The organism is Agrobacterium sp. K11, from assembly GCF_059429395.1.
This window is the reverse complement of record NZ_JCAHRB010000012.1, coordinates 100,490-123,109: the sequence shown is the minus strand read 5'-3', so window position 1 is coordinate 123,109 and position 22,620 is coordinate 100,490. Positions and strand designations below refer to the sequence as shown.

General features: G+C 59.0%; 18 protein-coding genes. 5 read left to right on the top strand and 13 right to left on the bottom strand.

The features are described from left to right. Nucleotides 1-18 precede the first annotated feature (18 nt). Entirely contained in the window at nt 19-915 is an 897-nt protein-coding gene (locus tag AC5SEO_RS21990) for a tetratricopeptide repeat protein (RefSeq protein WP_025595237.1), read from the bottom strand. A 121-nt stretch (nt 916-1,036) separates the two neighbouring features. Then, nucleotides 1,037-1,264, bottom strand: a complete 228-nt coding sequence (rpsU, locus tag AC5SEO_RS21985; RefSeq protein ID WP_003498359.1) for a 30S ribosomal protein S21 — start codon at nt 1,262-1,264, stop codon at nt 1,037-1,039. Between the two features lie 315 nt (nt 1,265-1,579). Here rpsU and AC5SEO_RS21980 point away from each other — a divergent pair, with 315 nt between their 5' ends. Genes AC5SEO_RS21980 through AC5SEO_RS21960 form a run of 5 tightly spaced genes read left to right on the top strand, consistent with a single transcriptional unit; the run spans nt 1,580 to nt 7,075 of the window. After that, nucleotides 1,580-2,833, top strand: a complete 1,254-nt coding sequence (locus AC5SEO_RS21980) for a sarcosine oxidase subunit beta family protein (RefSeq protein ID WP_004431781.1) — start codon at nt 1,580-1,582, stop codon at nt 2,831-2,833. Further along, nucleotides 2,833-3,243, top strand: coding sequence for a hypothetical protein (locus AC5SEO_RS21975; protein WP_004431784.1), 411 nt, complete (start codon nt 2,833-2,835; stop codon nt 3,241-3,243). The genes AC5SEO_RS21980 and AC5SEO_RS21975 overlap by 1 nt, the downstream gene beginning before the upstream one ends. A 13-nt stretch (nt 3,244-3,256) precedes the next feature. Continuing rightward, nucleotides 3,257-3,571 carry a sarcosine oxidase subunit delta gene (locus AC5SEO_RS21970; RefSeq protein ID WP_004431787.1) on the top strand — a complete coding sequence of 105 codons (315 nt, stop codon included), beginning with the start codon at nt 3,257-3,259 and terminating at the stop codon, nt 3,569-3,571. After that, a complete protein-coding gene (locus AC5SEO_RS21965; RefSeq protein WP_113291028.1) occupies nt 3,568-6,528 on the top strand; it encodes a sarcosine oxidase subunit alpha in 2,961 nt (986 codons plus the stop codon). Before AC5SEO_RS21970 ends, AC5SEO_RS21965 begins: the two co-directional genes overlap by 4 nt. Beyond that, entirely contained in the window at nt 6,521-7,075 is a 555-nt protein-coding gene (locus AC5SEO_RS21960; RefSeq protein WP_174068986.1) for a sarcosine oxidase subunit gamma, read from the top strand. The genes AC5SEO_RS21965 and AC5SEO_RS21960 overlap by 8 nt, the downstream gene beginning before the upstream one ends. On the opposite strand, the gene AC5SEO_RS21955 is transcribed toward AC5SEO_RS21960, so the two are convergent. The 11 genes from AC5SEO_RS21955 to AC5SEO_RS21905 all read right to left on the bottom strand — a co-directional run bounded on the left by AC5SEO_RS21955 (nt 7,072) and on the right by AC5SEO_RS21905 (nt 22,493). Then, a complete protein-coding gene (locus tag AC5SEO_RS21955) occupies nt 7,072-8,112 on the bottom strand; it encodes a DUF2332 domain-containing protein (protein WP_174068987.1) in 1,041 nt (346 codons plus the stop codon). The two genes, AC5SEO_RS21960 and AC5SEO_RS21955, sit on opposite strands and share 4 nt — an antisense overlap. A 28-nt stretch (nt 8,113-8,140) precedes the next feature. Beyond that, nucleotides 8,141-8,863 carry a transporter substrate-binding domain-containing protein gene (locus AC5SEO_RS21950; protein WP_174068988.1) on the bottom strand — a complete coding sequence of 241 codons (723 nt, stop codon included), beginning with the start codon at nt 8,861-8,863 and terminating at the stop codon, nt 8,141-8,143. Between the two features lie 36 nt (nt 8,864-8,899). Next, a complete protein-coding gene (locus tag AC5SEO_RS21945; RefSeq protein ID WP_004431798.1) occupies nt 8,900-9,388 on the bottom strand; it encodes a MaoC family dehydratase in 489 nt (162 codons plus the stop codon). 54 nt (nt 9,389-9,442) lie between these two features. Beyond that, nucleotides 9,443-11,398 carry a glycogen debranching protein GlgX gene (gene glgX, locus AC5SEO_RS21940; protein WP_174068989.1) on the bottom strand — a complete coding sequence of 652 codons (1,956 nt, stop codon included), beginning with the start codon at nt 11,396-11,398 and terminating at the stop codon, nt 9,443-9,445. Nucleotides 11,399-11,531: 133 nt separating this feature from the next. Beyond that, complete coding sequence (locus AC5SEO_RS21935; protein WP_065688859.1) at nt 11,532-13,160, bottom strand: alpha-D-glucose phosphate-specific phosphoglucomutase; 1,629 nt, start codon at nt 13,158-13,160, stop codon at nt 11,532-11,534. Between the two features lie 4 nt (nt 13,161-13,164). Next, nucleotides 13,165-14,607, bottom strand: coding sequence for a glycogen synthase GlgA (gene glgA, locus AC5SEO_RS21930; protein ID WP_065663242.1), 1,443 nt, complete (start codon nt 14,605-14,607; stop codon nt 13,165-13,167). 5 nt (nt 14,608-14,612) lie between these two features. Continuing rightward, a complete protein-coding gene (gene glgC / locus AC5SEO_RS21925; RefSeq protein ID WP_004431809.1) occupies nt 14,613-15,875 on the bottom strand; it encodes a glucose-1-phosphate adenylyltransferase in 1,263 nt (420 codons plus the stop codon). Between the two features lie 22 nt (nt 15,876-15,897). Continuing rightward, on the bottom strand, nt 15,898-18,105 hold the full coding sequence (gene glgB, locus AC5SEO_RS21920) for a 1,4-alpha-glucan branching protein GlgB (protein WP_019566535.1): 2,208 nt from the start codon (nt 18,103-18,105) through the stop codon (nt 15,898-15,900). Continuing rightward, on the bottom strand, nt 18,105-20,567 hold the full coding sequence (locus tag AC5SEO_RS21915; protein WP_174068990.1) for a glycogen/starch/alpha-glucan phosphorylase: 2,463 nt from the start codon (nt 20,565-20,567) through the stop codon (nt 18,105-18,107). Before AC5SEO_RS21915 ends, glgB begins: the two co-directional genes overlap by 1 nt. Nucleotides 20,568-21,008: 441 nt before the next feature. Then, nucleotides 21,009-21,779 carry a class II glutamine amidotransferase gene (locus tag AC5SEO_RS21910; RefSeq protein WP_004431819.1) on the bottom strand — a complete coding sequence of 257 codons (771 nt, stop codon included), beginning with the start codon at nt 21,777-21,779 and terminating at the stop codon, nt 21,009-21,011. Next, entirely contained in the window at nt 21,780-22,493 is a 714-nt protein-coding gene (locus AC5SEO_RS21905) for an aspartate/glutamate racemase family protein (protein WP_065663244.1), read from the bottom strand. Nucleotides 22,494-22,620: the final 127 nt, after the last annotated feature.

Below are 22,620 nucleotides of genomic sequence, written 5' to 3'. Positions count from 1 at the left end.
GTTCGTATCTGTTTTTGATCAGGATGCGCCGGCACCGCGCGTGCGGGCAACGCCGTCGAGCGCGGGCTTATATTTCGGATCAAGCCGTGCCGCATGTGAATAGGACTTTGCGGCTTTCGCCATCTCGCCGCGGCGCTCATAGACCAGTGCCTGGTTGGCCCATGATTCTGCGACGTTGCCATCAAGCGAAATGGCGTGGTTGAAATCGGCGAAAGCGTTTTCGTCGTCGTTCAGCGCGACATAGGAAAGGCCACGGCCGTTATAGGGTTCCGGCGAGGTTGAGGACAGCGAGATGGCCTTGGAGAAGTCCTCGATGGCCTGGGCATGCTGGTTGCGCAGCTGGTAGATCAGGCCACGATTGTGCCACGCGCGGCCATCGGTGGTTTCGAGTTCGATGGCGCGGGAGAAGTCGTTGAAAGCTTCGTTGACGCGGCCGGACTGGCGGTAAAGATTGCCACGGCCGATCAGGGCTACGTCATAGCTCGCATTGATCTGTAAAGCGGCGTTGTAATCCTGCAAGGCCTGCTGCTGCTGGCCGGAATTGCGATACACGAGCGCGCGGTTGGCATAGGCCTGATAAAAGCGCGGGTTCAGTTGCAGCGCCTTGTTGAAATCCTCGATAGCGCGGCGCGAATCGCCGGCGCGGCCGTAAGCGGAGCCACGGACGTTATAGCCTTCCGGATCCTGAGGATTGGCGTTGATGACCGAGGTGAGCGAGGCAATGTTTTCCTGCGAGCCCTGGGCACGGTCGATCCTGAAGACATCGTCAGTCTGGTTGGACGTAGCGCAGCCGGAAAGACCGGCAAGGACGGTACAGACGACAAGGGAAACACGGAATCTCTTGTTGTTTTTCAGGAGCACCCGGCGCGTGGAGGCATCGGAGTTTTTCACAACACAGGCATCAACAGCGGTCATTCGGTGGGGGTTCCCTCGCAGGCCGGTCTCAAGATCATTCTCCGGCCACAAACACAAAGAGCGGCGGCGAATTGATCGCCCCCGCCCAACAAGCATTCAAAAACGTCCAAAAGACGGCCTATTAACGGCCTGCGCGCGGAGCTGCAACCAGACCTTCGCGCTGTGCGCGCTTGCGTGCCAGCTTGCGAACGCGACGAACAGCTTCAGCCTTTTCGCGGGCGCGCTTCTGGGAAGGCTTTTCGTAATAATCGCGCATTTTCATTTCACGGAAAATGCCTTCGCGCTGCATCTTTTTCTTGAGAGCGCGAAGCGCCTGATCAACGTTATTGTCGCGGACTAGTACCTGCACGTGAAACCCGTTCCTTTTGTTTGGTTGTCTTGCTGTGAGAATAAAGGCATTCGCACGCAAATAAAATCGTTCGTTCGGCCGTCGAGCCTAGCGATTGGTGACGTGCAATATCAGAACATTTGCAGCAAGTCCATACGGTACCGCATATTCAACAGCCAAAATCCAGCTATCCCGGCATTCTGCCTGCAATGTCGAAACAAAAGCATTGCGGCGTCGCAAAATGGATATTGCCTCCGATGCCGATTTGCCATGTGTATAATATGTGCCGGAGCTATGCTTTCGGCTTCTGGCCGGTTCTTGAGGAGCAGACTGCGAATGCGCAAATATTCCGTTTTTGCCGTGGCGCGCGAGGCGTTGCGGGGTCATAAGGGGTGGGATGCGCAATGGGCGTCGCCCGAGCCGCGCAAGGAATATGACGTCATCATCATCGGTGGCGGCGGCCACGGTCTTGGGGCCGCCTATTATCTTGCCAAGGAACACGGCATTACCAATATAGCGGTGCTGGAAAAGGGCTGGCTAGGCGGTGGCAATACCGGCCGCAACACCACCATCATCCGCTCCAATTATCTCTATGAAGAGAGCATGGATATCTACGAGCATTCCCTGAAATTATGGGAAGGCCTGAGCCAGGATCTCAATTACAACGTCATGTATTCGGCGCGCGGCGTTATGATGCTGTCGCACAATATTCACGACCAGCAGTCCTTCAAGCGCCATATCAATGCCAACCGTCTCTATGGCATCGACAATGAATGGCTGACGCCGGAACAAGCCAAGGCCTATTGCCCGCCACTCGAGATTTCCGGCAATGCGCGTTATCCGATCAACGGTGCTGCCCTCCAGCGGCGCGGCGGCACGGCGCGTCACGATGCGGTGGCCTGGGGATATGCGCGTGCGGCTTCCGATCGCGGCGTGCACATTATCCAGAATTGCGAAGTCACGGCCATCAGGCGCGGACCTGATGGCGCGGTCACGGGCGTCGAGACCAATCGCGGTTTCATTGGCGCAAAGAAAATCGGCGTTTCCGCCGCCGGCCACTCCTCCGTTCTGATGAAAATGGCGGATGTGCGTGTGCCTCTGCATTCCAACCCGTTACAGGCGCTGGTATCAGAGCCGCTGAAGCCGATCTTCCCCTGTGTCGTCATGTCCAATACGGTGCATGCCTATATCTCCCAGTCGGACAAGGGCGAGCTGGTCATCGGTGCTGGCACCGACCAGTATAATTCCTACTCCCAGACTGGCGGCCTGCAGATCATCACGCATACGCTTGACGCCATCTGCGAGCTGTTCCCGATTTTCCGCCGCGTCAAGATGATGCGCCAATGGGGCGGCATTACCGACAACACACCCGATCGCTCCGCCATTCAGAGTGTGACGCCGGTGCCAAATCTCTTTGTCAATTGCGGCTGGGGCACGGGCGGTTTCAAGGCGACGCCGGGCTCGGCCAATCTGTTTGCGCATCTCATCGCGCGCGGCGAACCGCACCGTCTGGCGGCGGGGCTGACGCTCGATCGTTTCCGCACCGGACGCCTCATCGACGAGGCCGCTGCCGCCGCCGTGGCGCACTGATGCTGGCGGCGGTTATGCTTTCGGCAAACATGGGTGTTGCGGCGGCGGTCGTGCCGGCGGGCAATCTCATCCCCGAGATGGGGGATTTTCGTAGCCAGAAAATCCAGAGAATGCAGGGTGAACGCGACTGGCCTTTCGTGGCGGAAAAAGGCCTTTTGCTCTGCGCGCCGAGTCTCGCGGACAAGCTGGTCTATTTCGTCGGCGAGAAGGAAAATGGTGCGCAGGACGAGCCCTTCGCGATCGACACCGACATGATGGCGGTTGCCATCATCAATATGGGTCGGGCCTCGGCGCTGAAACCATTCGATAATTTCGAGCAGCTCTTGAAGCGGCTTTCCCCCTTCGTTGCGATGGGAAAGCGGCTGTGTGACCAACCCGCCGGAAGCATGCTTCCGGAAAGTTCTCTTTGAAGGTGGAGCCACGATGCTTCTGATCCATTGCCCTTATTGCCGGGAAGACCGTTCCGAACTCGAATTTCGCTGGGCGGGCGAAGCCCATATCGCCCGGCCGGAAAACATTGCCGATATTTCGGACGAGGCCTTTGCCGAATATTTCTTCATTCGCGACAATGACAAAGGTCTCGTTTTCGAGCGCTGGCGCCACATTCACGGTTGCGGCCGCTTTTTCAACGCCGCGCGCGATTCCGTCAGCGACAAATTCCTGATGACCTACAAGGCAGGCGAGCCGAAACCGGATGCCGACGCGGTTCTTTCCGCCCAAAAGGGAGCTGCGCAATGAGCGGCGATTATCGTATCAAGGGCGCCGGTCGCCTGACACCTGCCAGAACGGCACGCTTCACCTTCGACGGCAAGATCTATCAGGCGCTGGAAGGCGACACCGTTGCATCCGCACTTCTGGCGAATGGCGTGCATCTGATTGGCCGTTCGTTCAAATATCACCGGCCGCGCGGTTTCCTTTCCGCCGGCCCGGAGGAGCCGAATGCGCTGATCGACGTGTCGCGTGACAGCCTGCGCAAGCAGCCGAATGTGCGCGCCACGGTGCAGGATGTATTCGACGGCGCCATCATCGCCTCGCAGAACCGCTTTCCGTCGCTGTCCTTCGATATCAGTGCGATCAACGATTTCCTGTCGCCGATGTTTGCGGCTGGTTTCTACTATAAGACGTTCATGTGGCCGAAGGCCGCGTGGCACAAGATTTATGAACCGATCATCCGTCGCGCAGCCGGTCTCGGCAAGGCGCCGACCGAGCCGGATGCGGATCATTATTCCGGCCGCTATGCCCATTGCGACGTGCTGGTGGCCGGTGGCGGTGTGGCCGGGCTGACAGCGGCGCTCACCGCTGCAAAAACTGGCGCCAGCGTCATTCTGGTTGATGAGAATGCCGAAGTTGGCGGCGCGCTGCGTTTTGATACCGGTGCGGTCATCGACGGCCTGTCCGGATATGACTGGGCGCAAAAAGTTTTGACTGAACTGAAATCGCTGCCCAATGTGCGTGTTCTGACCCGCACGACAGCGTTCGGTTATTACAACCACAATTTCGTGGCGCTGGCCGAGCGTGTGACCGATCACCTCGCCACGCCGGCCAAACACCAGCCACGTGAAAGACTGTGGCAGGTCCGCTCCAAGAAGGTCGTTCTGGCGGCAGGCGCGATCGAGCGGCACATGGTCTTTGCCAATAATGATCGTCCCGGCATCATGCTGGCTTCTGCTGCGCGCATCTATCTCAACCATTACGGCGTGACCGTCGGCAATAATGTCGGTGTCTACACAGCCCATGATTCTGCCTATGAGACGGCATTCGATCTCAAGAAAGCGGGTGTGAAGATCGCCGCTATCGTGGATTGCCGCGAGAACCCCGATCGGCGGCTGCTGGACGAGGCGCGGGCGCTGGGCATCGAGGTACTGGCGGGTCACAGTGTTTACGATACGTCAGGGCGGCTGCGCGTTTCTTCCATGAGCGTTGGCCGCAATGGCGGCTCTAACAAGCGCAAGATCGCCATCGACGCGCTCGTCGTTTCGGCGGGCTGGACGCCTTCGGTGCATCTCTTCTCGCAATCGCGCGGCAAGCTGAAGTTTGACGCGGCAAACCAGCGGTTCCTGCCTGACATCCATGTGCAGAATTGTGTGTCAGTCGGCGCCTGCAACGGCACGGACGATCTCGCCGCATTGATCGCCGAGGCTGCTGCCGCAGGTGGCGGTGCAGCGGAATTCTCCGGTGAGAATGCGCGCGCCTGGACCGGCGGCATGATCGGCGCTGCGGAAGGGGCAGGCGAAGGCACCGGCGTCAAGGCCTTCATCGATTTCCAGCACGATGTCTGCGCCAAGGATATTCGCCTGGCCGTGCGTGAAGGCATGCATTCGGTCGAGCATATCAAGCGCTTCACCACCAATGGCATGGCGTCCGATCAGGGCAAGATGTCCAACATGCATGGCCTTGCCATTGCCTCGGAAGCGCTTGGGCGGGATCTGCCGAAGGTCGGTCTCACCACTTTCCGCCAACCCTATACGCCGGTCACCTTCGGCACGCTCATCAACCATTCGCGCGGTGCGCTGTTCGACCCGACCCGAAAGACGCCGATGCATGACGAAGAGGCTGCGGCAGGCGCCCTTTTCGAGGATGTCGGCAACTGGAAGCGCGCATGGTTCTTCCCGCGCGGCGGTGAGGATATGCACGAGGCGCTCAACCGCGAATGCAAGACGGTGCGGACAAGCGTCGGCGTGTTCGATGCCTCCACGCTCGGCAAGATCGAGGTGGTCGGCCCCGATGCGGCTAAGTTCCTGAACCTCATCTACACAAATGCCTGGGACACACTGAAACCCGGCCGTTGCCGCTATGGCATCATGACGCGCGAGGACGGTTTCGTTTACGATGACGGTGTTGTCGGTCGTCTTTCCGAGGACCGTTTCCATGTGACGACGACGACGGGCGGCGCACCGCGCGTTCTCCAGCACATGGAGGATTATCTCCAGACCGAATTCCCCGAGCTGAATGTCTGGCTGACATCGGCGACCGAACAATGGGCGGTGATTGCGGTGCAGGGACCGAAAGCGCGCGAGGTGATCGCACCTTTTGTCGAGGGTATCGATATTTCGCCCGAAGCCTTCCCGCATATGGCGGTCGCGGAAGGCACCTTCTGCGGTGTGCCCACGCGTCTCTTCCGTGTATCATTCACGGGTGAGCTTGGTTTCGAAATCAACGTTCCGGCCGATTACGGCGCTGCCGTCTGGACCGCGATCCGTGAACGGGCCGAAGCGGTGGGCGGATGCCTTTATGGCACCGAGACCATGCACATCCTACGTGCCGAAAAGGGTTACATCATCGTCGGACAGGATACCGACGGCACCGTGACGCCTGACGATGCGGGGCTTGCCTGGGCCGTTTCCAAGAAGAAGACGGATTTCGTCGGTATCCGCGGTCTGAAACGCCCGGATCTCATGCGCTCCGGTCGAAAGCAGCTTGTGGGCCTCAAGACGAAGGACCGGCTGACTGTTCCCGAAGAGGGTGGCCAGATCGTTGCTGATCCAAACCAGCCGAAACCCATGACCATGCTCGGCCATGTCACTTCCGCCTACTGGTCGGAAAATCTCGGCCACTCCATCGCCTTTGCGCTGGTGGCGGATGGCAGGGCGCGCATGGGCGAAACGCTCTACATCCCGCTTGCCGATAAAACAATTGCCGTCGAAGTGACCGACATGGTCTTCCTCGACAAGGAAGGAGCCCGTCTCAATGGCTGACACACTTCACGCAAAACGCAAATCCGTACTCGAGGATTTCCACGGTGGTTCGCCCTTCGTCTCGCTGAAGCCCGCCGCCTCGGCGTCGCGGCTGTCGCTGCGCGCAAGGGAAAGCGCACTGCCGGCCCTCTCGGATGCACTCGGCCTGTTATTGCCCAACAGCCCGAAAAGCTCTGTCACGTCGGGTTTGCGTTCCGCTCTCTGGCTTGGTCCGGACGAATGGCTGGTGATCGATCAGGGCGAAAGCGACCTGATGGCGGCGCTCGCCACCGTTCACGGCCTGTTTTCGGCGACCGACGTTTCCCACCGCAACACGGCTGTCATCGTCTCCGGCCCCGGCGCGGAGGCAGCCCTGAACGCCGGTTGCCCGCAGGATCTGTCTATCGCACAGTTCCCGATCGGCGCCTGCTCGCGAACGGTTTTCGGCAAGGCGGAAGTGGTGCTGCTGCGCGTGGCTGACGATACGTTCCGGGTAGAGTGCTGGCGCTCCTTCGCCGAATATGTCGGCGGCCTGTTGCAGGAAGCGGCGCAGGACGTGGCGGTCTAGCTTTTCCACCCCTGCCATTCCACCCATCGCCCATGGAAATCGGCGCGGCCGATTTCCTGTTTCTTACCGGTCGGCCAGATTTGCAGGGTGATTGCGGCGCTTCCCGGCGTCATATCTGCCTCCATCTGCAGGCGGGCAAGCGGAGCCTCAGGGGTGGCACGGCTTCCAGCCTCGGCGATCAGCGTTTCGCCGGCCTCTTTCAGCGCATCGGGCAGATATTGCCAGGCGACAGAATGGTAGACCACATGGGCAGCGCCCGAATGTTGCGCGGCAAGGCGGCGTTGCAGCCAGTCAATTGCGTCAGCCTTTTCAACGTGCAAGCCGTTTTCCACTGCAATACGCAGGGCGGCCGCCGTGCGCTCCAGCCTGTCGGTCTGATCGGCCCAGACATATGACATCAGCCGCAACCGGTCCTCGGCAGACGACGGATCGAGTGGGTTAAGATCGCAGCCGGCGCGCTCGATGACCTCTATCCGCTTGTCGGGCGGGGTGTCTCCGCGCCATTCCGGCGACATGGACACTTCGGATTGCCTGCCCCAGGCAAGATCGCCAAGACGATACTGGTAGCGGTCAAATTGCAGGTTCAGACCGGCGCTGGCGCCGACCTCTGAAAGGACCAGCGGCTTGCCGAAAAGCTCCGCAATGGAAAGAAAACCCGGCAGCAGCACAGCGGAACGGCGGACTTCGTTGGTCTGCGGCGGCGATTTCAGTCTTTCGAGGATGAAGCCCGAATGGAAGCGCAAGGCACTTGCGCAAGCCTGCCAGAGCGCATTCTCGTCTTCGGGTGCTATATCGACAAGAGGAGTGATCTTGTCCTCGATGACAAGCGCATGCAGGGCACCGGCAAGCCGCAGTGGGACGGAATCGCCGGACGGGCCGACATCGCCAGGCCAGGACAAAATCATCTCGCCAACGTCCGTCTGGCGATCCAGCCGCGCCGCCACCGCGCGGCAAAGCCGTGCGGTAAAGGGCGAACCGAGGCTGTCGCAGGCTCTTGCCTGTGCGAGAAACGCGTCTCTTACGGCTTCATCATGCATTGGGCCGTCTCCTTTGCGCAGTCTGGCGTTACTTTGCCAGACTGGCCTCGCGGTTGACGAGGGCTTGATCATCAAAACCAAAATTGCGCATCAGCACACGGTGCTCGTCTGATCCGATATAACAAAGGAGCGCCGCATCGACCGCGCTCTGGAGTTCCCGGTCGGATTGGCGGAAAGCAAATGCGCCTGAGGCTGCTGGTCTCTCTTTCGGTAAAACGGAGACAACTTCCAAATCGAGCTCTGGATTTTGCTGCATAAAACCGAGAGGGGCCATGGCCACGCTGGCATAGGCGTCGGCACGCCCATCCAATACGGCCTGAGCGGCCTCGTCGTAGGTCTCGCAAATGAGAATGCGGTCATCGGGCACGCCCGCTTCCATAATTGCGCGATGTTGGATCTGATCACGGATCGCGACCAGCGTACATTCCGGATTTTTTGCTGCCGATGCGTATCCGCCCAGATCTCTGAGGTTGCCCTTCCTCACCAACAGTCCATCAGGCAACGCCCAGATGGGATGGCTGAACGTCACGATCTTTCTGCGTTCAGCGGTATCGAAGAGGCCAGTAGTCATATCCCAAAGGTTTTCGTTCAGCCCAGGCAACAATTGCGAGAATTCGGCTTCGATGAATTCAATGTCATGAATACCGATCATGGCTAGAATGACTCGCGCCAACTCCACATCGCACCCGGTCACATCGCCGCATTCGTTCCTGTAGTTGAACGGAGGTTCTATCAAATATGCGAATCTCACAGACACTCCGATCTCAAATTGGGATTTACTCCGCCATCAGGCGTCTTGCGGCCTGTCCTCGGGGTTGAACTGGGTGATGGTTGTCCAGCGGGCAGTGAGCGCCGGTTTTTTCTCGTTTTCTATCTCCACCGTCACATCATAGGTCGTCACCAGCATGGCGGCGCCGCGAAACCGCGCCTCGGCCAAAGTGAAACGGCCACGCACCCGTGCTCCGCTTTTGACCGGCGTGACGAAGCGGACGGCGTCAAAGCCGTAGTTGATGCCCATGGTCGTTTCGCGAATGCGGGGCAGGGCATCGTAATTGAGCGCTGAAAGCAGCGAGAGCGTCAGGAACCCATGCGCGATAGTGCCGCCAAAGGGGCTTTCCGCCTTGGCGCGTTCCGGGTCGGTGTGGATGAACTGTTCGTCCAGCGTCGCTTTTGCGAAGGCGTCGATCATTGTCTGGTCGACGGTGATCCAGTCGGAAACGCCCAGCTCCGTGCCGACGAAATTTTTCATTTCCGCCAGCGCTATTTCCTTTGCCATGTTACCTCTTCTCGATTGCCTTTCGGAACTTATAAAGGTGCCGGGGCCAAGCGATCAACCGCGCAGATAAAACACCACCGAGCGGGCAGGCAGGAAGGCCGGATTGCCGAAATCCGTGCCGATCGCTTGCCAGTCGTCGCCCGGCAGGGTGAAGGGCACGATCTCATGGCTGCGGTTGATGAGCACGGCAAGCTCCGCGTCGTTTTCGGTCTCGTGGTCCGGCGTGGCAAGCACCATGGCGAAAGCCGGCATGTCCGGCCTTTCCCATTCCGCGACCGTCATCGGTTCTCCGCCGGGGGCAAGCCATGCCACATCGCCGTTGCCGGAGAAAAACTCTGTTTGCGAAAACACGCCGAAGCGTTTGCGAAGTTTTGCAAGAAATGCCGTGTGGTCAGTCAGCTCCTGGGAGAGCGACGACCAGTCGACCCACGTTATCTCGTTGTCCTGGCAATAGGCATTGTTATTGCCATGCTGGCTGCGGCCACCCTCATCGCCGGCGGTCAGCATCAATGTGCCGCGACTGACGAAGAGCGTGGAAAGCAGCGCTTTCACATCCGCGTGGCGGGCGGCCACGACGGCAGGATCGTCCGTCAATCCCTCCAAACCATTGTTCCAGGAATGATTTTCATTATGCCCGTCGCGATTGTTCTCGCCGTTTTTCTCATTGTGCTTGTGTTCGTGGCTGACGAGATCGAACAGGGTGAAACCGTCATGGGCGGCAAGGAAATTGACGCTGCGGCTTTTCGAACGTCCATGGCGGGAAAAGATCGGCGAAGAGCCGGAAAGCGCATTGGCCAGCGCCCCGGTTGTTCCCGCATCGCCGCGCCAGAACCGGCGCATGTCGTCGCGGGCGCGGTCGTTCCATTCCAGAAAGCTCTCCGGAAAGTTGCCGAGCTGATAGCCGCCGGGGCCGATATCCCATGGTTCGGCGATCAGCACGCGGTCGTATAGTACCGGGTCAGAGTGCATGGCGGCAAGCGTTTCGCTGGCCATGTCGAAGCCACTAGCCGTTCGTCCCAATATGGGCGCGAGATCGAAACGGAAGCCATCGATACCGGCATTGAGAACGAAATGCCTGAGGGAATCGATAATGAGCTGGCGCACATAGGGATGATCGCAGGCCACCGTGTTGCCGGTGCCGGTGTCATTGACCAGCACGCCCGGCTTTCCTTCCGGGTGACGGAAAGCGGTGAGATTGTCCAGTCCGCGCAAAGACAGGATGGAGCCTTCGCTGTCGCTTTCACCCGTATGGTTGAAAACCAGATCGAGAATGACGCCGATGCCTTGCGCGTGCAGGGCTGCAACCGTGTCGCGCAGCTCCCGCACTCCGCCGGGGCAGAGGCGCGGATCGAGCGCCATGAAGCCGACGGGATTGTATCCCCATGCATTGGAAAGGCCAAGCGGCGGCAGGTGGCGCTCGTCGATCCAGGCGGTGATCGGCATCAGCTCCACCGCATCGACACCGATTTTTTTCAAATGCGCGATAATGGCAGGATGACCCAGCGCTGCCACCGTGCCTCTCAGCTCTTCCGGCACGGCAGGATGCAATTTGGTGAAGGATTTAACCGCGAGTTCGTAAATCAGCCCGCCTTCGGCAAAGCGTGGCGGCTGGCGCCTGACCTGCTCATATTGCGACAGGATCGCCTTCGGCATGATCGCGCCCGTGTCTTCGCCATAGGCCAAAAGCGCGGCGTCATGCCGGAATGGCCGGTCTATCTCCGTGGCATAGGGGTCGAGCAGCAGTTTTGCAGGGTCGAACCACAGGCCATGTTCGGGGGCATAAATGCCGTCGGCGCGGTAGCCATATCGCGCACCGGGGCCGGTCTCGGCAACTGTCAGCCGGTGAATGTCATTCTCATCGCGCCTCATTGGCAAACGCGCGGTCTCTTTTTCGCCCGTCGCATCAAAAAGGCAAAGGTCGATTTGTGAGGCGTGCCGGGAATAGACCGCAAATTCCGTTCCGTTTTCCGTCTGGGTTACGCCTTTGGGGAAAACGGCTGGTTTCTGCATGGTCTCTCTCTCCGGAAGATGATGATATCGAGTCTGGCGGGGAGGTTAGTCAGTAACCTCAGGCGGCCTCATGGCCGCCTGCCAAGTTTTTCGCTATGCCCGTTGCCGGAAACGGTGCGTGCAATGCAAAACCTTACGTGATGACGGTCGGTTCGTTGCGGCCGGTATGGGCCTTGATGCCGGCGATCGTATCGGCAACGGAAATAAGGTCGGCAAGCGCCGCCTGCGTTTCGATGCCGTGACGGGCCGCATCCGGCTCATAGCGTTCGACGTAAAGTCTGAGCGTTGCCCCGGCAGTGCCCGTGCCGGAAAGGCGCAGCACGATGCGCGAACCACCTTCGAACAGGATGCGGATACCCTGGTTCTTGCTGACGGACTGGTCGACCGGGTCGAGATAGGCGAAATCATCAGCAGCTGCGACCTTAAGATTGCCGTAGCTGGTGCCGGGAAGTGTTGCGAGTTTTTCGCGCAGGATGGCCACCAGCGTGTTTGCGGCGTCCGAATCCACTTCCTCATAATCGTGGCGGGAATAATAGTTGCGCCCATATTCGGCCCAGTGCTTGGTAACGATGTCCTTCACGCTTTCCTTGCGGGCGGCGACAATGTTCAGCCAGTAGAGCACGGCCCACAGGCCATCCTTTTCGCGCACGTGGTTGGAGCCGGTGCCGAAGCTTTCCTCACCGCAGATTGTAACCTTGCCGGCATCCATGAGATTGCCGAAAAATTTCCAGCCGGTTGGCGTCTCGTACATGCCAAGCCCAAGTTTTTCTGCGACGCGGTCGGCTGCGGCACTTGTCGGCATGGAACGGGCGATGCCGGAAATGCCGGCGGCATAACCGGGCGCGAGCCGTGCATTGGCGGCGATGATCGCCAGGCTGTCGGACGGGGTGACAAACATGCCCTTGCCGACCACCATGTTGCGGTCGCCGTCGCCATCCGACGCCGCGCCGAAATCGGGACCTTCCGGGCTCATGACATCGTCATAAAGCTCCTTGGCGTGCACCAGGTTGGGGTCGGGATGGTGGCCGCCGAAATCGGGCAGCGGCGTTGCGTTGCGGACCGAACCCTTCGGCGCGCCGAGACGCTTTTCGATGATTTCCACGGCATAGGGGCCGGTGACGGCACTCATGGAATCGACGACAACCTTGAAGCCGCCAGCAATCAGGGAGCGAATGGCGGCAAAATCGAACAGTTCTTCCATCAAAGCGGCATAATCGGCGACCGGATCTATGACGTCGACCGTCAGTTCATCCACCTTGAAGCTGCCCACCTTGTCGAGATCGACGTCGGCAGCGTCGGAAATCTTGTAGCTGTCGATGACCTTCGAGCGGGCATAGATCGCGTCGGTGATCTTTTCCGGCGCTGGGCCGCCATTGCCGATATTGTATTTGATGCCGAAATCTTCGGTCGGGCCACCAGGATTATGGCTGGCGGAAAGCACGATGCCGCCGAAGGCTTTGTATTTGCGGATGATATTGGAGGCGGCGGGGGTTGAGAGAATGCCGCCCTGACCGACCAGCACCTTGCCGAAACCGGCGGCGGCCGCCATCTTGATCGCCTTCTGGATGACTTCGCGGTTGTAATAACGGCCATCGCCGCCGATCACCAGCGTCTGGCCCTGAAAGCCCTCAAGCGAGTCGAAGATCGACTGGATGAAGTTTTCGGCATAATTTTCCTGGGCGAAGACGGGCACCTTCTTGCGCAGGCCGGATGTGCCCGGCTTCTGATCCTGAAAGGGTGTCGTCTGAACGGTCTTGATCATTGTTTCAATGGCCTCTCGAAATAAGCTGGCTGTAAAGCGCGGCATAGAGCGCAGCGCTTTTTTCCCAGGAAACATCGGATTTCATGCCGAGTTTCTGCATTTGTGTCCAAAGTTTCGGGTCGTGATAATAACGCACGGTTCGGCGGATCGCCTGTTTCAGGCCGTCGAGCGTGACGGGCGAGAATTGTACACCGGTCGCCGATTTATTGGCGATGGCGGCATGGTTGGCGTCGATCACCGTATCGGCAAGGCCGCCGGTTCGGGCAACCACGGGAACGCAGCCATAACGCAGCGCGTAAAGCTGGGTAAGGCCGCAGGGCTCGAAGCGCGAGGGGATGATGATCGCATCGCAACCCGCCTGCATCAGATGCGACAGCGGCTCATTATAACCGATGGCGACACCGACGCGGCCATGGTGGCGGGATGCCGCAGCCAGAAGCGCGCCTTCCAGCGCCACATCGCCGGCGCCCAGCACGACCAGACGGCCGCCGAGCGAAACGATCTCGTCCACGGCTTCCGCCATGAGATCGATGCCCTTCTGCCAGGTCAGCCGGGAGATGACGCAGAAAAGCGGGCTGTCATCCTGGTCGATGCGGAAATGTTCTGCGACGGCCTTCTTGTTCAGCGCGCGGTTCTTGAGATTGGTGACGGAATAGTTGTCGTGGATCAGATGGTCGGTGGCCGGGTTCCAGACATCGGCGTCAATGCCGTTGACGATACCGTGCAGCACATGGGCGCGGCTGCCGATCACCCCTTGCAGCCCCATGCCGAATTCCGCGGTCAGGATTTCTTCCGCATAGGATGGGCTGACCGTGCTGAGCGCGGTTGCCGTCTGCAAGCCGCCCTTGAGGAAGCTGACATCGTTATAATATTCGATGCCTTCCATGCCGAAGGCGTGGGCGGGCAATTCGAGCTTGCTGAAGATGTTGGCCCCGAACTGACCCTGAAAAGCAATGTTGTGGATGGTGAGAAGGCTCGGAATCTCCGGCGTTTCGGCATAACGCATATAGACCGGGGTCATCGCTGCCTGCCAGTCATGGGCGTGCACCATATCCGGCCGCCAGCCTGGAAGCACACCGGCGCCGATTCGTGCCGCTGCCAGCGAGAGCGCCGCAAAGCGCTTCCAGTTATCAGGATAATCCTTGCCGGTCTGGCCGAGATAGGGGCCGCCGGAACGCTCGTAATAGGCGGGCGCGTCAAGGATCAGAAGGTCTAGCCCCTCATGTTGGACTTCGAGCAGATCGGCTTTTTCGCCAAGCAGATCGGTGAACTCAAAACATTTGACGGGGTCCGTCACGGCGGCTTTCACCGCCGGATATCCGGGTATCAATGTGCGCGTTCTCACACCATAGGCTTCGAGCGCGATGGGGAGGGCGCCGGTAACGTCGGCGAGCCCTCCGGTCTTGATCAGGGGATAAATTTCGGATGAAACCGAAAGGACATTCATGGGCTCTACAGGTCCAGCTTGTCGATCATCGATTGGGTGATAAGGCAAATGCCGTTTTCCGTGCGCCGGAAACGTTTGGCATCCAGTTCGGGGTCTTCTCCTACAATCAGTCCTTCCGGAATGACCACTCCATGGTCGATGACGACGTTGCTGAGCTGGGCGTGGCGCCCGATCTTTACACTCGGCAGTACTACGGCATTCTCAAGGCGGGAGTATGAATTGGCGCGCACGCCTGTGAACAGAAGGCTACGGTTGAGGGCGGCGCCGGAAATGATGCAATCGCCTGACACGACCGACGACACGGCAGAACCACGACGGTCCTCATCGTCATGCACGAATTTCGCCGGCGGAGTGATTTCCGCATAGGTCCAGATCGGCCAGGACTTGTCATAGATATCGAGGTCAGGCACCACATCCGTCAGGTCGATATTGGCCTGCCAATAGGCATCGATGGTTCCAACATCGCGCCAGTATGGTCCGTGCTCGAAATCCGAACGCACGCAGGAGTCCGCAAAACGGTGGGCGACGGCTTTGCCGTGCTGGACAATGTAGGGAATGATGTCCTTGCCGAAGTCGCGGCTGGAGGTTGGGTCGGCGGCATCGCGACGCAGCGCTTCCATTAGGAATTTCGTGTGGAAGACGTAGATCCCCATCGAGGCAAGCGCGAAATTCTCATTACCGGGAATGCCGGGCGGATCGGCCGGCTTTTCGATGAAGTCGATGATCTCGTCTTTTTCGTTCACATGCATCACGCCGAAGCCCGACGCTTCCTTGCGTGGCACTTCAAGGCAACCGATCGTTACATCCGCGCCGGAATCGACATGCTGTTGCAGCATGTATTCGTAGTCCATCTTGTAAATATGGTCGCCCGCCAGAATGACCATATATTCGGGCGCATAGGGCTCGATGATGTCGATGTTCTGGTAAACGGCGTCGGCGGTGCCTTCGTACCATTGCGTTTCGGACACGCGCTGCGAGGCCGGCAGAATGTCAAAGCTTTCGTTACGCTCTGGACGGAAGAAGTCCCAGCCGCGTTGCAGGTGGCGGATAAGGGAGTGAGCCTTGTATTGCGTGGCGACGCCGATGCGGCGAATGCCGGAATTCAGCGCGTTCGAAAGTGCAAAATCGATGATGCGGGCCTTACCGCCAAAATAAACCGCTGGTTTTGCCCGGCGGTCCGTCAATTCCTTCAAACGGCTTCCTCTACCGCCCGCGAGAACATAGGCCATTGCATCACGCGCCAGGGGCTGAACTCTTTTTTCCGACATGGTTGTCCTCCCGTTCTGTCTGTCAGTTTTCCGGTTCGAGCATGATCGTTGCCAAGGGCGGCAGGACGAGCATCGCCCCTATCTCCCCACCGGCATTGACCGCCTGAACGCGTCCGCCATTTCCCTTGCCGCTGCCGCCATAAATTTCGGCATCGGTGTTGAGAATCTCCCGCCACCGCCCCGCAACAGGAAGCGGCACATAATAGTTTTCCCGGTAGACCGGGGTCAGATTGCAGATAACCGCAACCGGTTTTTCGCCGGGCGCCGAGCGCAGCCAGGCGAAGACCGAGTTTTCGTGATCATCGACCACCAGCCACTGGAAACCTTCGGGTTCGCAGTCACGGGCGTGCAGAGCGGCTTTCGAACGGTAGGTGAGGTTGAGATCGCGCACGAGGCGGCGCATACCCTCATGCATCGGATATTGGCGAAGGTTCCAGTCGAGCGATCCCTTTTCGCTCCATTCGCTCCACTGGGCGAACTCCTGCCCCATGAACAGCAGCTTCTTGCCGGGATAACCCCACATGAAGCCGTAATAGGACCGGAGATTGGCAAATTTCTGCCAGTCGTCGCCGGACATCTTGGCGATCAACGATCCCTTGCCGTGCACCACTTCGTCATGGGAAAGCGGCAGCACGAAATTTTCGGTGAAGGCATAAAGAAGGCCGAATGTCAGTTCCTGATGGTGGAACTTGCGGTGCACCGGCTCACGTGAGAAATAGCTCAGCGTGTCGTGCATGAAACCCATATTCCATTTGAAGCCGAAACCGAGGCCGCCCTCGTGAACCGGCTGCGACACTTTCGGCCAGGAGGTGGATTCTTCAGCAATGGTCATGACGCCCGGATGGGTGCCGTAGACGAGCGAGTTCATCTTCTGCAGGAAGCGGACGGATTCCAGGTTCTCGCGCCCGCCATATTCGTTGGGAATCCACTCGCCTTCCTTGCGGGAATAATCGAGATAGAGCATCGAGGCGACGGCATCGACGCGCAATCCATCGAGATGGAATTTTTCGGCCCAATAAAGCGCGTTGTTGACGAGGTAGGACAATACCTCGATGCGCCCGAAATTGTATATGGCCGTGTTCCAGTCGGGGTGAAAACCCTGACGCGGGTCGGCATGTTCGTAAAGCGCTGTCCCGTCAAACAGGCCCAGGCCGTGCTCGTCGGTTGGAAAATGCGCGGGAACCCAGTCGAGGATCACGCCGATGCCGACCTTGTGGGCGCCGTTGACGAAGCGGGCGAAACCTTCCGGATCGCCGAAACGGGCGGTCGGGGCATAAAGCCCGGTCGTCTGGTAACCCCAGGACGGATCGTAGGGATGTTCGGTGATCGGCAGAAACTCGATATGGGTGAAGCCCATATCCGTGCAATAGGGAATGAGCTGGGTGGCCATTTCGTCCCAGCTGAGGAAGGTGCCGTCCTCGCGACGCCGCCAGGAACCGGCGTGCACCTCGTAAATGCTGATCGGCTGCCGGCGCTGGTCCACTTGCGCCCAATGTTCCCGGTGGGCCTGATCTTCCCATTTCTGCGCCAGTTCCGGTGCGGTAACGGAGGCGTTCTTCGGCCGCAGTTCACCACGCCGTGCATAGGGGTCGGCCTTCAGCGGTAGAAGCTCGCCGTTTGCGCCGAGAATCTCGAATTTATAGGCGCAGCCGGCATAGACGTCAGGTGCGAAAATTTCCCAGATGCCGGTATCCTTGCGGAAGCGCATCACATGCCGTCGACCATCCCAATTGTTGAAATCGCCGACGACGGAGACGCGCCGCGCATTGGGAGCCCAGACGGCGAAGTGGAAACCTTCGACGCCTTCAAGCTTGAGCGGATGAGCGCCCATCTTGTCGAACAGTCGCAGATGCGATCCCTCGCGGACGAAATAATCGTCCATCGGTCCAAGAACCGGACCAAAGCTGTAGGGGTCGGTCACTGCCCATTCCGCATCGTCGCGACAGGCGCGATAACGCACCGGCTGACGCGAGGTGAGATCGACCGGGCCTTCGAAAAAACCCTCCGGATCGAGTTGCTTCAGTTCGCCGACGAAAGATCCGTCCAGTGTGAGGACAGACACTTCTTCAGCCCCCGGAATGAAGCACCGTGCAGAAAAACCTCCCGGCGTTTCGTGAACGCCGAGAAGGGCAAAGGGGTTGGAATGCAAACCGCTCTTGATCGCCTCGATTTCAGCCTTCGTGATTTCGCCAGTCTTTTTCTCTTCGGCCGAATTGAGCGGTTTTTTCATCAGGCTCTCCAGATATCGGCGGCGTATTGCCGGATCGTCCTGTCGGACGAGAACCAGCCCATACGCGCCGTGTTACGGACTGTTTTCGCATACCAGCTATCCGGATCGCTCCAGATCGCATCCACCTTGCGCTGCGCTTCGGCGTAGGCGTCGAAGTCGGCCGCGACCATGAACCAGTCGCTGTTGTAAATGCCGTCGATCAGCCCGGCAAAGCGGGAGCGGTCGTCGGGTGAGAATACGCCAGAGGCGATGGATGACAGCGCCTGCGAAAGTTCCACCGACTGTTCAATAATCGCGCGGGGGTTGTGGCCCTCGGCGCGCGCTTTCGACACCTCTTCCGCCGTCATGCCGAAGATGACGATGTTGTCCTCGCCGACATGTTCGAGCATTTCGACGTTCGCACCATCCAGCGTGCCGATGGTGAGCGCGCCGTTCAGCGCAAACTTCATGTTGCCGGTGCCCGAGGCTTCCATGCCAGCCGTCGAGATCTGTTCGGACAGATCGGCGGCCGGAACCATGATTTCCGCAAGCGAGACGTTGTAGTTCGGAATAAACACCACTTTCAGAAGCCCGCGCACGGCCGGATCGTTGTTGATGACCCGGGCAATATCGTTGGCAAGTTTTATGATCAGCTTCGCGTTGTGATAACTCGGCGCTGCCTTGCCTGCGAAGAACTTAACGCGCGGTACCCAATCCAGTTCCGGGTGAGAACGGATCTGGTCGTAAAGCGCCACCGTTTCGATGAGGTTCAGAAGCTGGCGCTTGTATTCATGGATGCGCTTGATCTGGATGTCGAACATGGCCGAGGGATCGACACGGATGCCCATGCGTTGCGCCACCGTATTGGCAAGCCGCACCTTGTTCAGACGCTTCACTTCGGCAAATTTTTCGCGGAAACCGGCATCGTCGGCGAAGCGGTCGAGCGCTGTCAGCTTTTCCGCATCGTCGAGGAAATCGTCGCCGATCGCTTCCCGGATCAATCCGGTCAGGCCGGGGTTGCACTGCATCAGCCAGCGGCGCGGGGTGATGCCGTTGGTCTTGTTGTTGATGCGCTCGGGATAAAGGCTGTGCAGGTCGGCAAAGACCGTTTCCTTCATCAGTTCGGTATGAAGTGCCGAGACACCGTTGATCGAATGCGAGCCGATGAAGGCGAGATTGCCCATGCGCACGCGCCGCTCACCGTTTTCGTCGATCAGCGAGATGGACCGGATCTGCTGATCCGGCATCTTCTTTTCCTTGCGGGCGTATACCAGCGTATTGGCATTGATCGCATAGACGATCTGCATGTGCCTCGGCAAAAGCCGCTCGAGCAGCGGGACGGGCCAGCTTTCCAGCGCTTCGGGCAAAAGCGTGTGGTTGGTGTAGGAGAAGGTGCCCTGCGTGATCTTCCAGGCTTCGTCGAATTCAAGGCCGTGGACATCGCATAGCAGGCGCATCATTTCGCAGATGGAAATGGCCGGATGCGTGTCGTTGAGCTGGATCGAAACCTTGTCGGGCAGCGAGGTGAAATCCGGATATTGCTGCAGGTGACGGCGCAGAATGTCCTGCAGGGAGGCGGAGGAGAAGAAAAACTCCTGCCGCAGACGCAATTCCTGGCCGGCCGGGGTCGCATCGGCGGGGTAGAGAACGCGCGTCAGGCTTTCGGCCTTGTTGCTTTCCCGCAGCGCGCCAATGTGGTCGCCGGCATTGAAGGCGGCAAGCAGAATGGGGTCGATAGGCTGCGCCGACCATAGGCGCAAGGTGTTGACGCGGGTGCCGCGCCAGCCGACGACAGGCGTGTCGTAAGCCATGGCAATGACGCGTTCGGCAGGTTTCCAGACGAAGCGCTGCGGCTCCTCATATCCACCGATGGTTTCCACCGATCCGCCAAAGCCGATTTCATACGAGCTTTCGCGACGTTCGAATTCCCAGGGATTGCCGTGCGCCAGCCAGGTCTCCGGCAATTCCACCTGCCATCCGTCCGCCATCTGCTGGCGGAAAAGGCCGTGCACATAACGGATGCCGTAGCCATAGGCGGGAATATCGACGGTTGCCATGGATTCCATGAAACAGGCAGCGAGACGGCCAAGGCCGCCATTGCCAAGTGCCGCATCCGGTTCCAGTCCCGCAATGACATCGAGATCAACGCCGAGCGAAGAAAGCGCGTCCCTGATTTCGTGCATCAGCCCGATATTGGAGATCGCATCGCGCATCAGGCGACCGATCAGAAACTCGAGCGACAGGTAATAAACGCGCTTGGAATTGTTGGCATAGGCCTTGCGGGTGGAGGCCATCCACTTGTCGATGATGCGGTCACGGACGACGAGAATGGTCGCGGTCAGCCAGTCATGCGGCTTGGCAACTTTTACGTCCTTGCCGATACGGTAGGTGAGGCGCTCGATGATTTCCGCTGCCATGATTTCCGGGTTGGAACTGCGCGGGGCGGGACGGGGAAGATCGGCGGCGTTTAGATTATTGATCATTGGTCGGTCAGCACCTTGGTGGGAGGAGAGGGTCTGATGAGGTCGATCCGGTTTGCCTTTACTGATGCCAGTTTATGCATCGATATGGAGGCGTGGCAACAGCATTTTTTGTGGAAATTTGAACAGCTTAGGGTAATGAAAAATAACACTTTTTCTTCAGCGTCCCGAGGATCGCCAAAGGCATTGCCTGCCCATTGTCCGTCATTCATGAACGGGTTTGCATGGTCGTTGCGATGCAGGGCATCGTTCAAGAAAGGGAGAGGGGCTGCAACACTTCTGAAATGGTTCACCGGTCCTGAAATCTGTTTCGGTCTATCGGATCACACACTAGCCTTCGCGGCGGAGATAATTCAATGAAAATAAACACGACGCTGCCGCAGCCGCGCCCACCGGTGGCGGCCAAACTGAAAAAATGGCCTCGGTCGTCATGAAATGCGACGTTTACGGCAGGGAAAAAGGTTCAGTGGTCATACCGCCGGCGCGGATCGTCACCCGGGTATTTGGCGGCACCGCACACCACGGGGTGCAATCGAAGGAAAAGGGTTCCGAGCTTAGCGCGATGCCCTCTTCAAGCCCGCGCCAGTAAAGCGTTGGCGGCTTGTCGTCGCTTGACCAGCGGAAGGCGTGCAGGCAATCGCCATCCATCAACACGGCGCTGAACCGCAACGCGGAAGAAACACCCGCCGCGATCATCTTTTCCAGGCAGAGGCGCAGCGCGGTGGAAATGGCCCGAACCGGGTCCGCATCAAGGCCGTGGCCGGCGGCAATCAGGAAGATGGCTTCGCTGTCGCCGGTGCCGCGCCGGGCGGAATAAATATCATCGGGTATGAGGGAATCAATGTCGCGCCTGATCTGCTCGTAGCCGCCGATCTGGCCGTTATGCATGAACAGATATTGACCATGCGCAAAGGGGTGGCAATTGGCACGGGATACTTCGCCTGATGTGGCGGAGCGGACGTGGGCCATGAACATGCCCGAGCGAAGCTGGTGGCAAAGGGCGGCCAGATTGGCGTCGGACCAGGCGGGTCTGGTGTCGCGAAAAACGCCGGGCGTTCCGCGCTCGCCATACCAGCCAAGACCGCAACCGTCGCCATTGACGACGGTTTTAGCTTCCCTTGCGGCCATGGACTGGCTGACCAGCGATGCTTCCGGCTCGATCAGAAGACTGTCGAGCCAGACCGGTTTACCGGAATAGGCAAAAAGGCGGCACATTCATGCAGCTCTGTTCAGGGCCTTGTTTCCGAGCGCGAAGCCGACAGCGGCCTGGGCGTGAATGGCGGTCGAATCGTAACCCGGCAAAGGCAGGGCATCGGGATCGATCAGCAGGGAAATTTCGGTGCAGCCGAGAATGACGGAATCGACGCCGAGTGCACGGGCTTTCTCGATGACCGACATGTAGCGCTCGCGCGAGCACGACTTGATCTCGCCCTGGCACAATTCGCCAAAAATGATGTCGTGGATGGCGGCCCTGTCATCCGCATCCGGCACGACCACATCGACGCCGTGGCGGCGCATGCGGTCGGTGTAGAAGCCATGTTCCATCGTGTAGCGCGTGGCGAGCAGAAGCGGCTTGCGGCGCCCATCTGCCTTCAATGCGGTGGCAGTTTCGTCAATGATGTCGATGAGAGTGACGCCCGACATTTTTTCAACGGTTTCCGCAACGAGGTGCATGGTGTTGGTGCAGATCAGCACACAATCGGCACCCGCATTGGCAAGACGCGCACCCGCAGCACCCAAAAGCGCGCCGGCCTCATCCCAGCGGTCAGCCTTCTGAAGGGCGACAACCTCGGAAAAATCGAGCGAATGCATGACGATATCGGCCGATACGAGCCCACCGCGGCTGTCACGAACGGCCTCGTTGATCATGCGATAATAGGTTGCGGTGGATTCCCAGCTCATGCCGCCGATCAGGCCGATCCGTTTCATAGGCGTTCCCTTATAAAAGTTTGATTGATGACAAGAATGCCATTGCCGCGATGAAAACGGCATGCGTTTTTTCAGGGATTTAGAAGGCAGATTGCAAATTCTGGGCGTGCATTATGCTCAGCTCGCA

What these genes read in the sequence shown, in the direction of transcription:
- AC5SEO_RS21905 (WP_065663244.1), bottom strand. Translation starts at nt 22,493, where the DNA reads ATGAAACGGATCGGCCTGATCGGCGGCATGAGCTGGGAATCCACCGCA.
- glgA (WP_065663242.1), bottom strand. Translation starts at nt 14,607, where the DNA reads ATGAATGTCCTTTCGGTTTCATCCGAAATTTATCCCCTGATCAAGACC.
- AC5SEO_RS21955 (WP_174068987.1), bottom strand. Translation starts at nt 8,112, where the DNA reads ATGCATGATGAAGCCGTAAGAGACGCGTTTCTCGCACAGGCAAGAGCC.
- AC5SEO_RS21915 (WP_174068990.1), bottom strand. Translation starts at nt 20,567, where the DNA reads ATGATCAATAATCTAAACGCCGCCGATCTTCCCCGTCCCGCCCCGCGC.
- AC5SEO_RS21945 (WP_004431798.1), bottom strand. Translation starts at nt 9,388, where the DNA reads ATGGCAAAGGAAATAGCGCTGGCGGAAATGAAAAATTTCGTCGGCACG.
- AC5SEO_RS21935 (WP_065688859.1), bottom strand. Translation starts at nt 13,160, where the DNA reads ATGATCAAGACCGTTCAGACGACACCCTTTCAGGATCAGAAGCCGGGC.
- AC5SEO_RS21965 (WP_113291028.1), top strand. Translation starts at nt 3,568, where the DNA reads ATGAGCGGCGATTATCGTATCAAGGGCGCCGGTCGCCTGACACCTGCC.
- AC5SEO_RS21910 (WP_004431819.1), bottom strand. Translation starts at nt 21,779, where the DNA reads ATGTGCCGCCTTTTTGCCTATTCCGGTAAACCGGTCTGGCTCGACAGT.
- glgX (WP_174068989.1), bottom strand. Translation starts at nt 11,398, where the DNA reads ATGCAGAAACCAGCCGTTTTCCCCAAAGGCGTAACCCAGACGGAAAAC.
- AC5SEO_RS21990 (WP_025595237.1), bottom strand. Translation starts at nt 915, where the DNA reads ATGACCGCTGTTGATGCCTGTGTTGTGAAAAACTCCGATGCCTCCACG.
- glgC (WP_004431809.1), bottom strand. Translation starts at nt 15,875, where the DNA reads ATGTCGGAAAAAAGAGTTCAGCCCCTGGCGCGTGATGCAATGGCCTAT.
- AC5SEO_RS21980 (WP_004431781.1), top strand. Translation starts at nt 1,580, where the DNA reads ATGCGCAAATATTCCGTTTTTGCCGTGGCGCGCGAGGCGTTGCGGGGT.
- AC5SEO_RS21970 (WP_004431787.1), top strand. Translation starts at nt 3,257, where the DNA reads ATGCTTCTGATCCATTGCCCTTATTGCCGGGAAGACCGTTCCGAACTC.
- glgB (WP_019566535.1), bottom strand. Translation starts at nt 18,105, where the DNA reads ATGAAAAAACCGCTCAATTCGGCCGAAGAGAAAAAGACTGGCGAAATC.
- AC5SEO_RS21975 (WP_004431784.1), top strand. Translation starts at nt 2,833, where the DNA reads ATGCTGGCGGCGGTTATGCTTTCGGCAAACATGGGTGTTGCGGCGGCG.
- AC5SEO_RS21960 (WP_174068986.1), top strand. Translation starts at nt 6,521, where the DNA reads ATGGCTGACACACTTCACGCAAAACGCAAATCCGTACTCGAGGATTTC.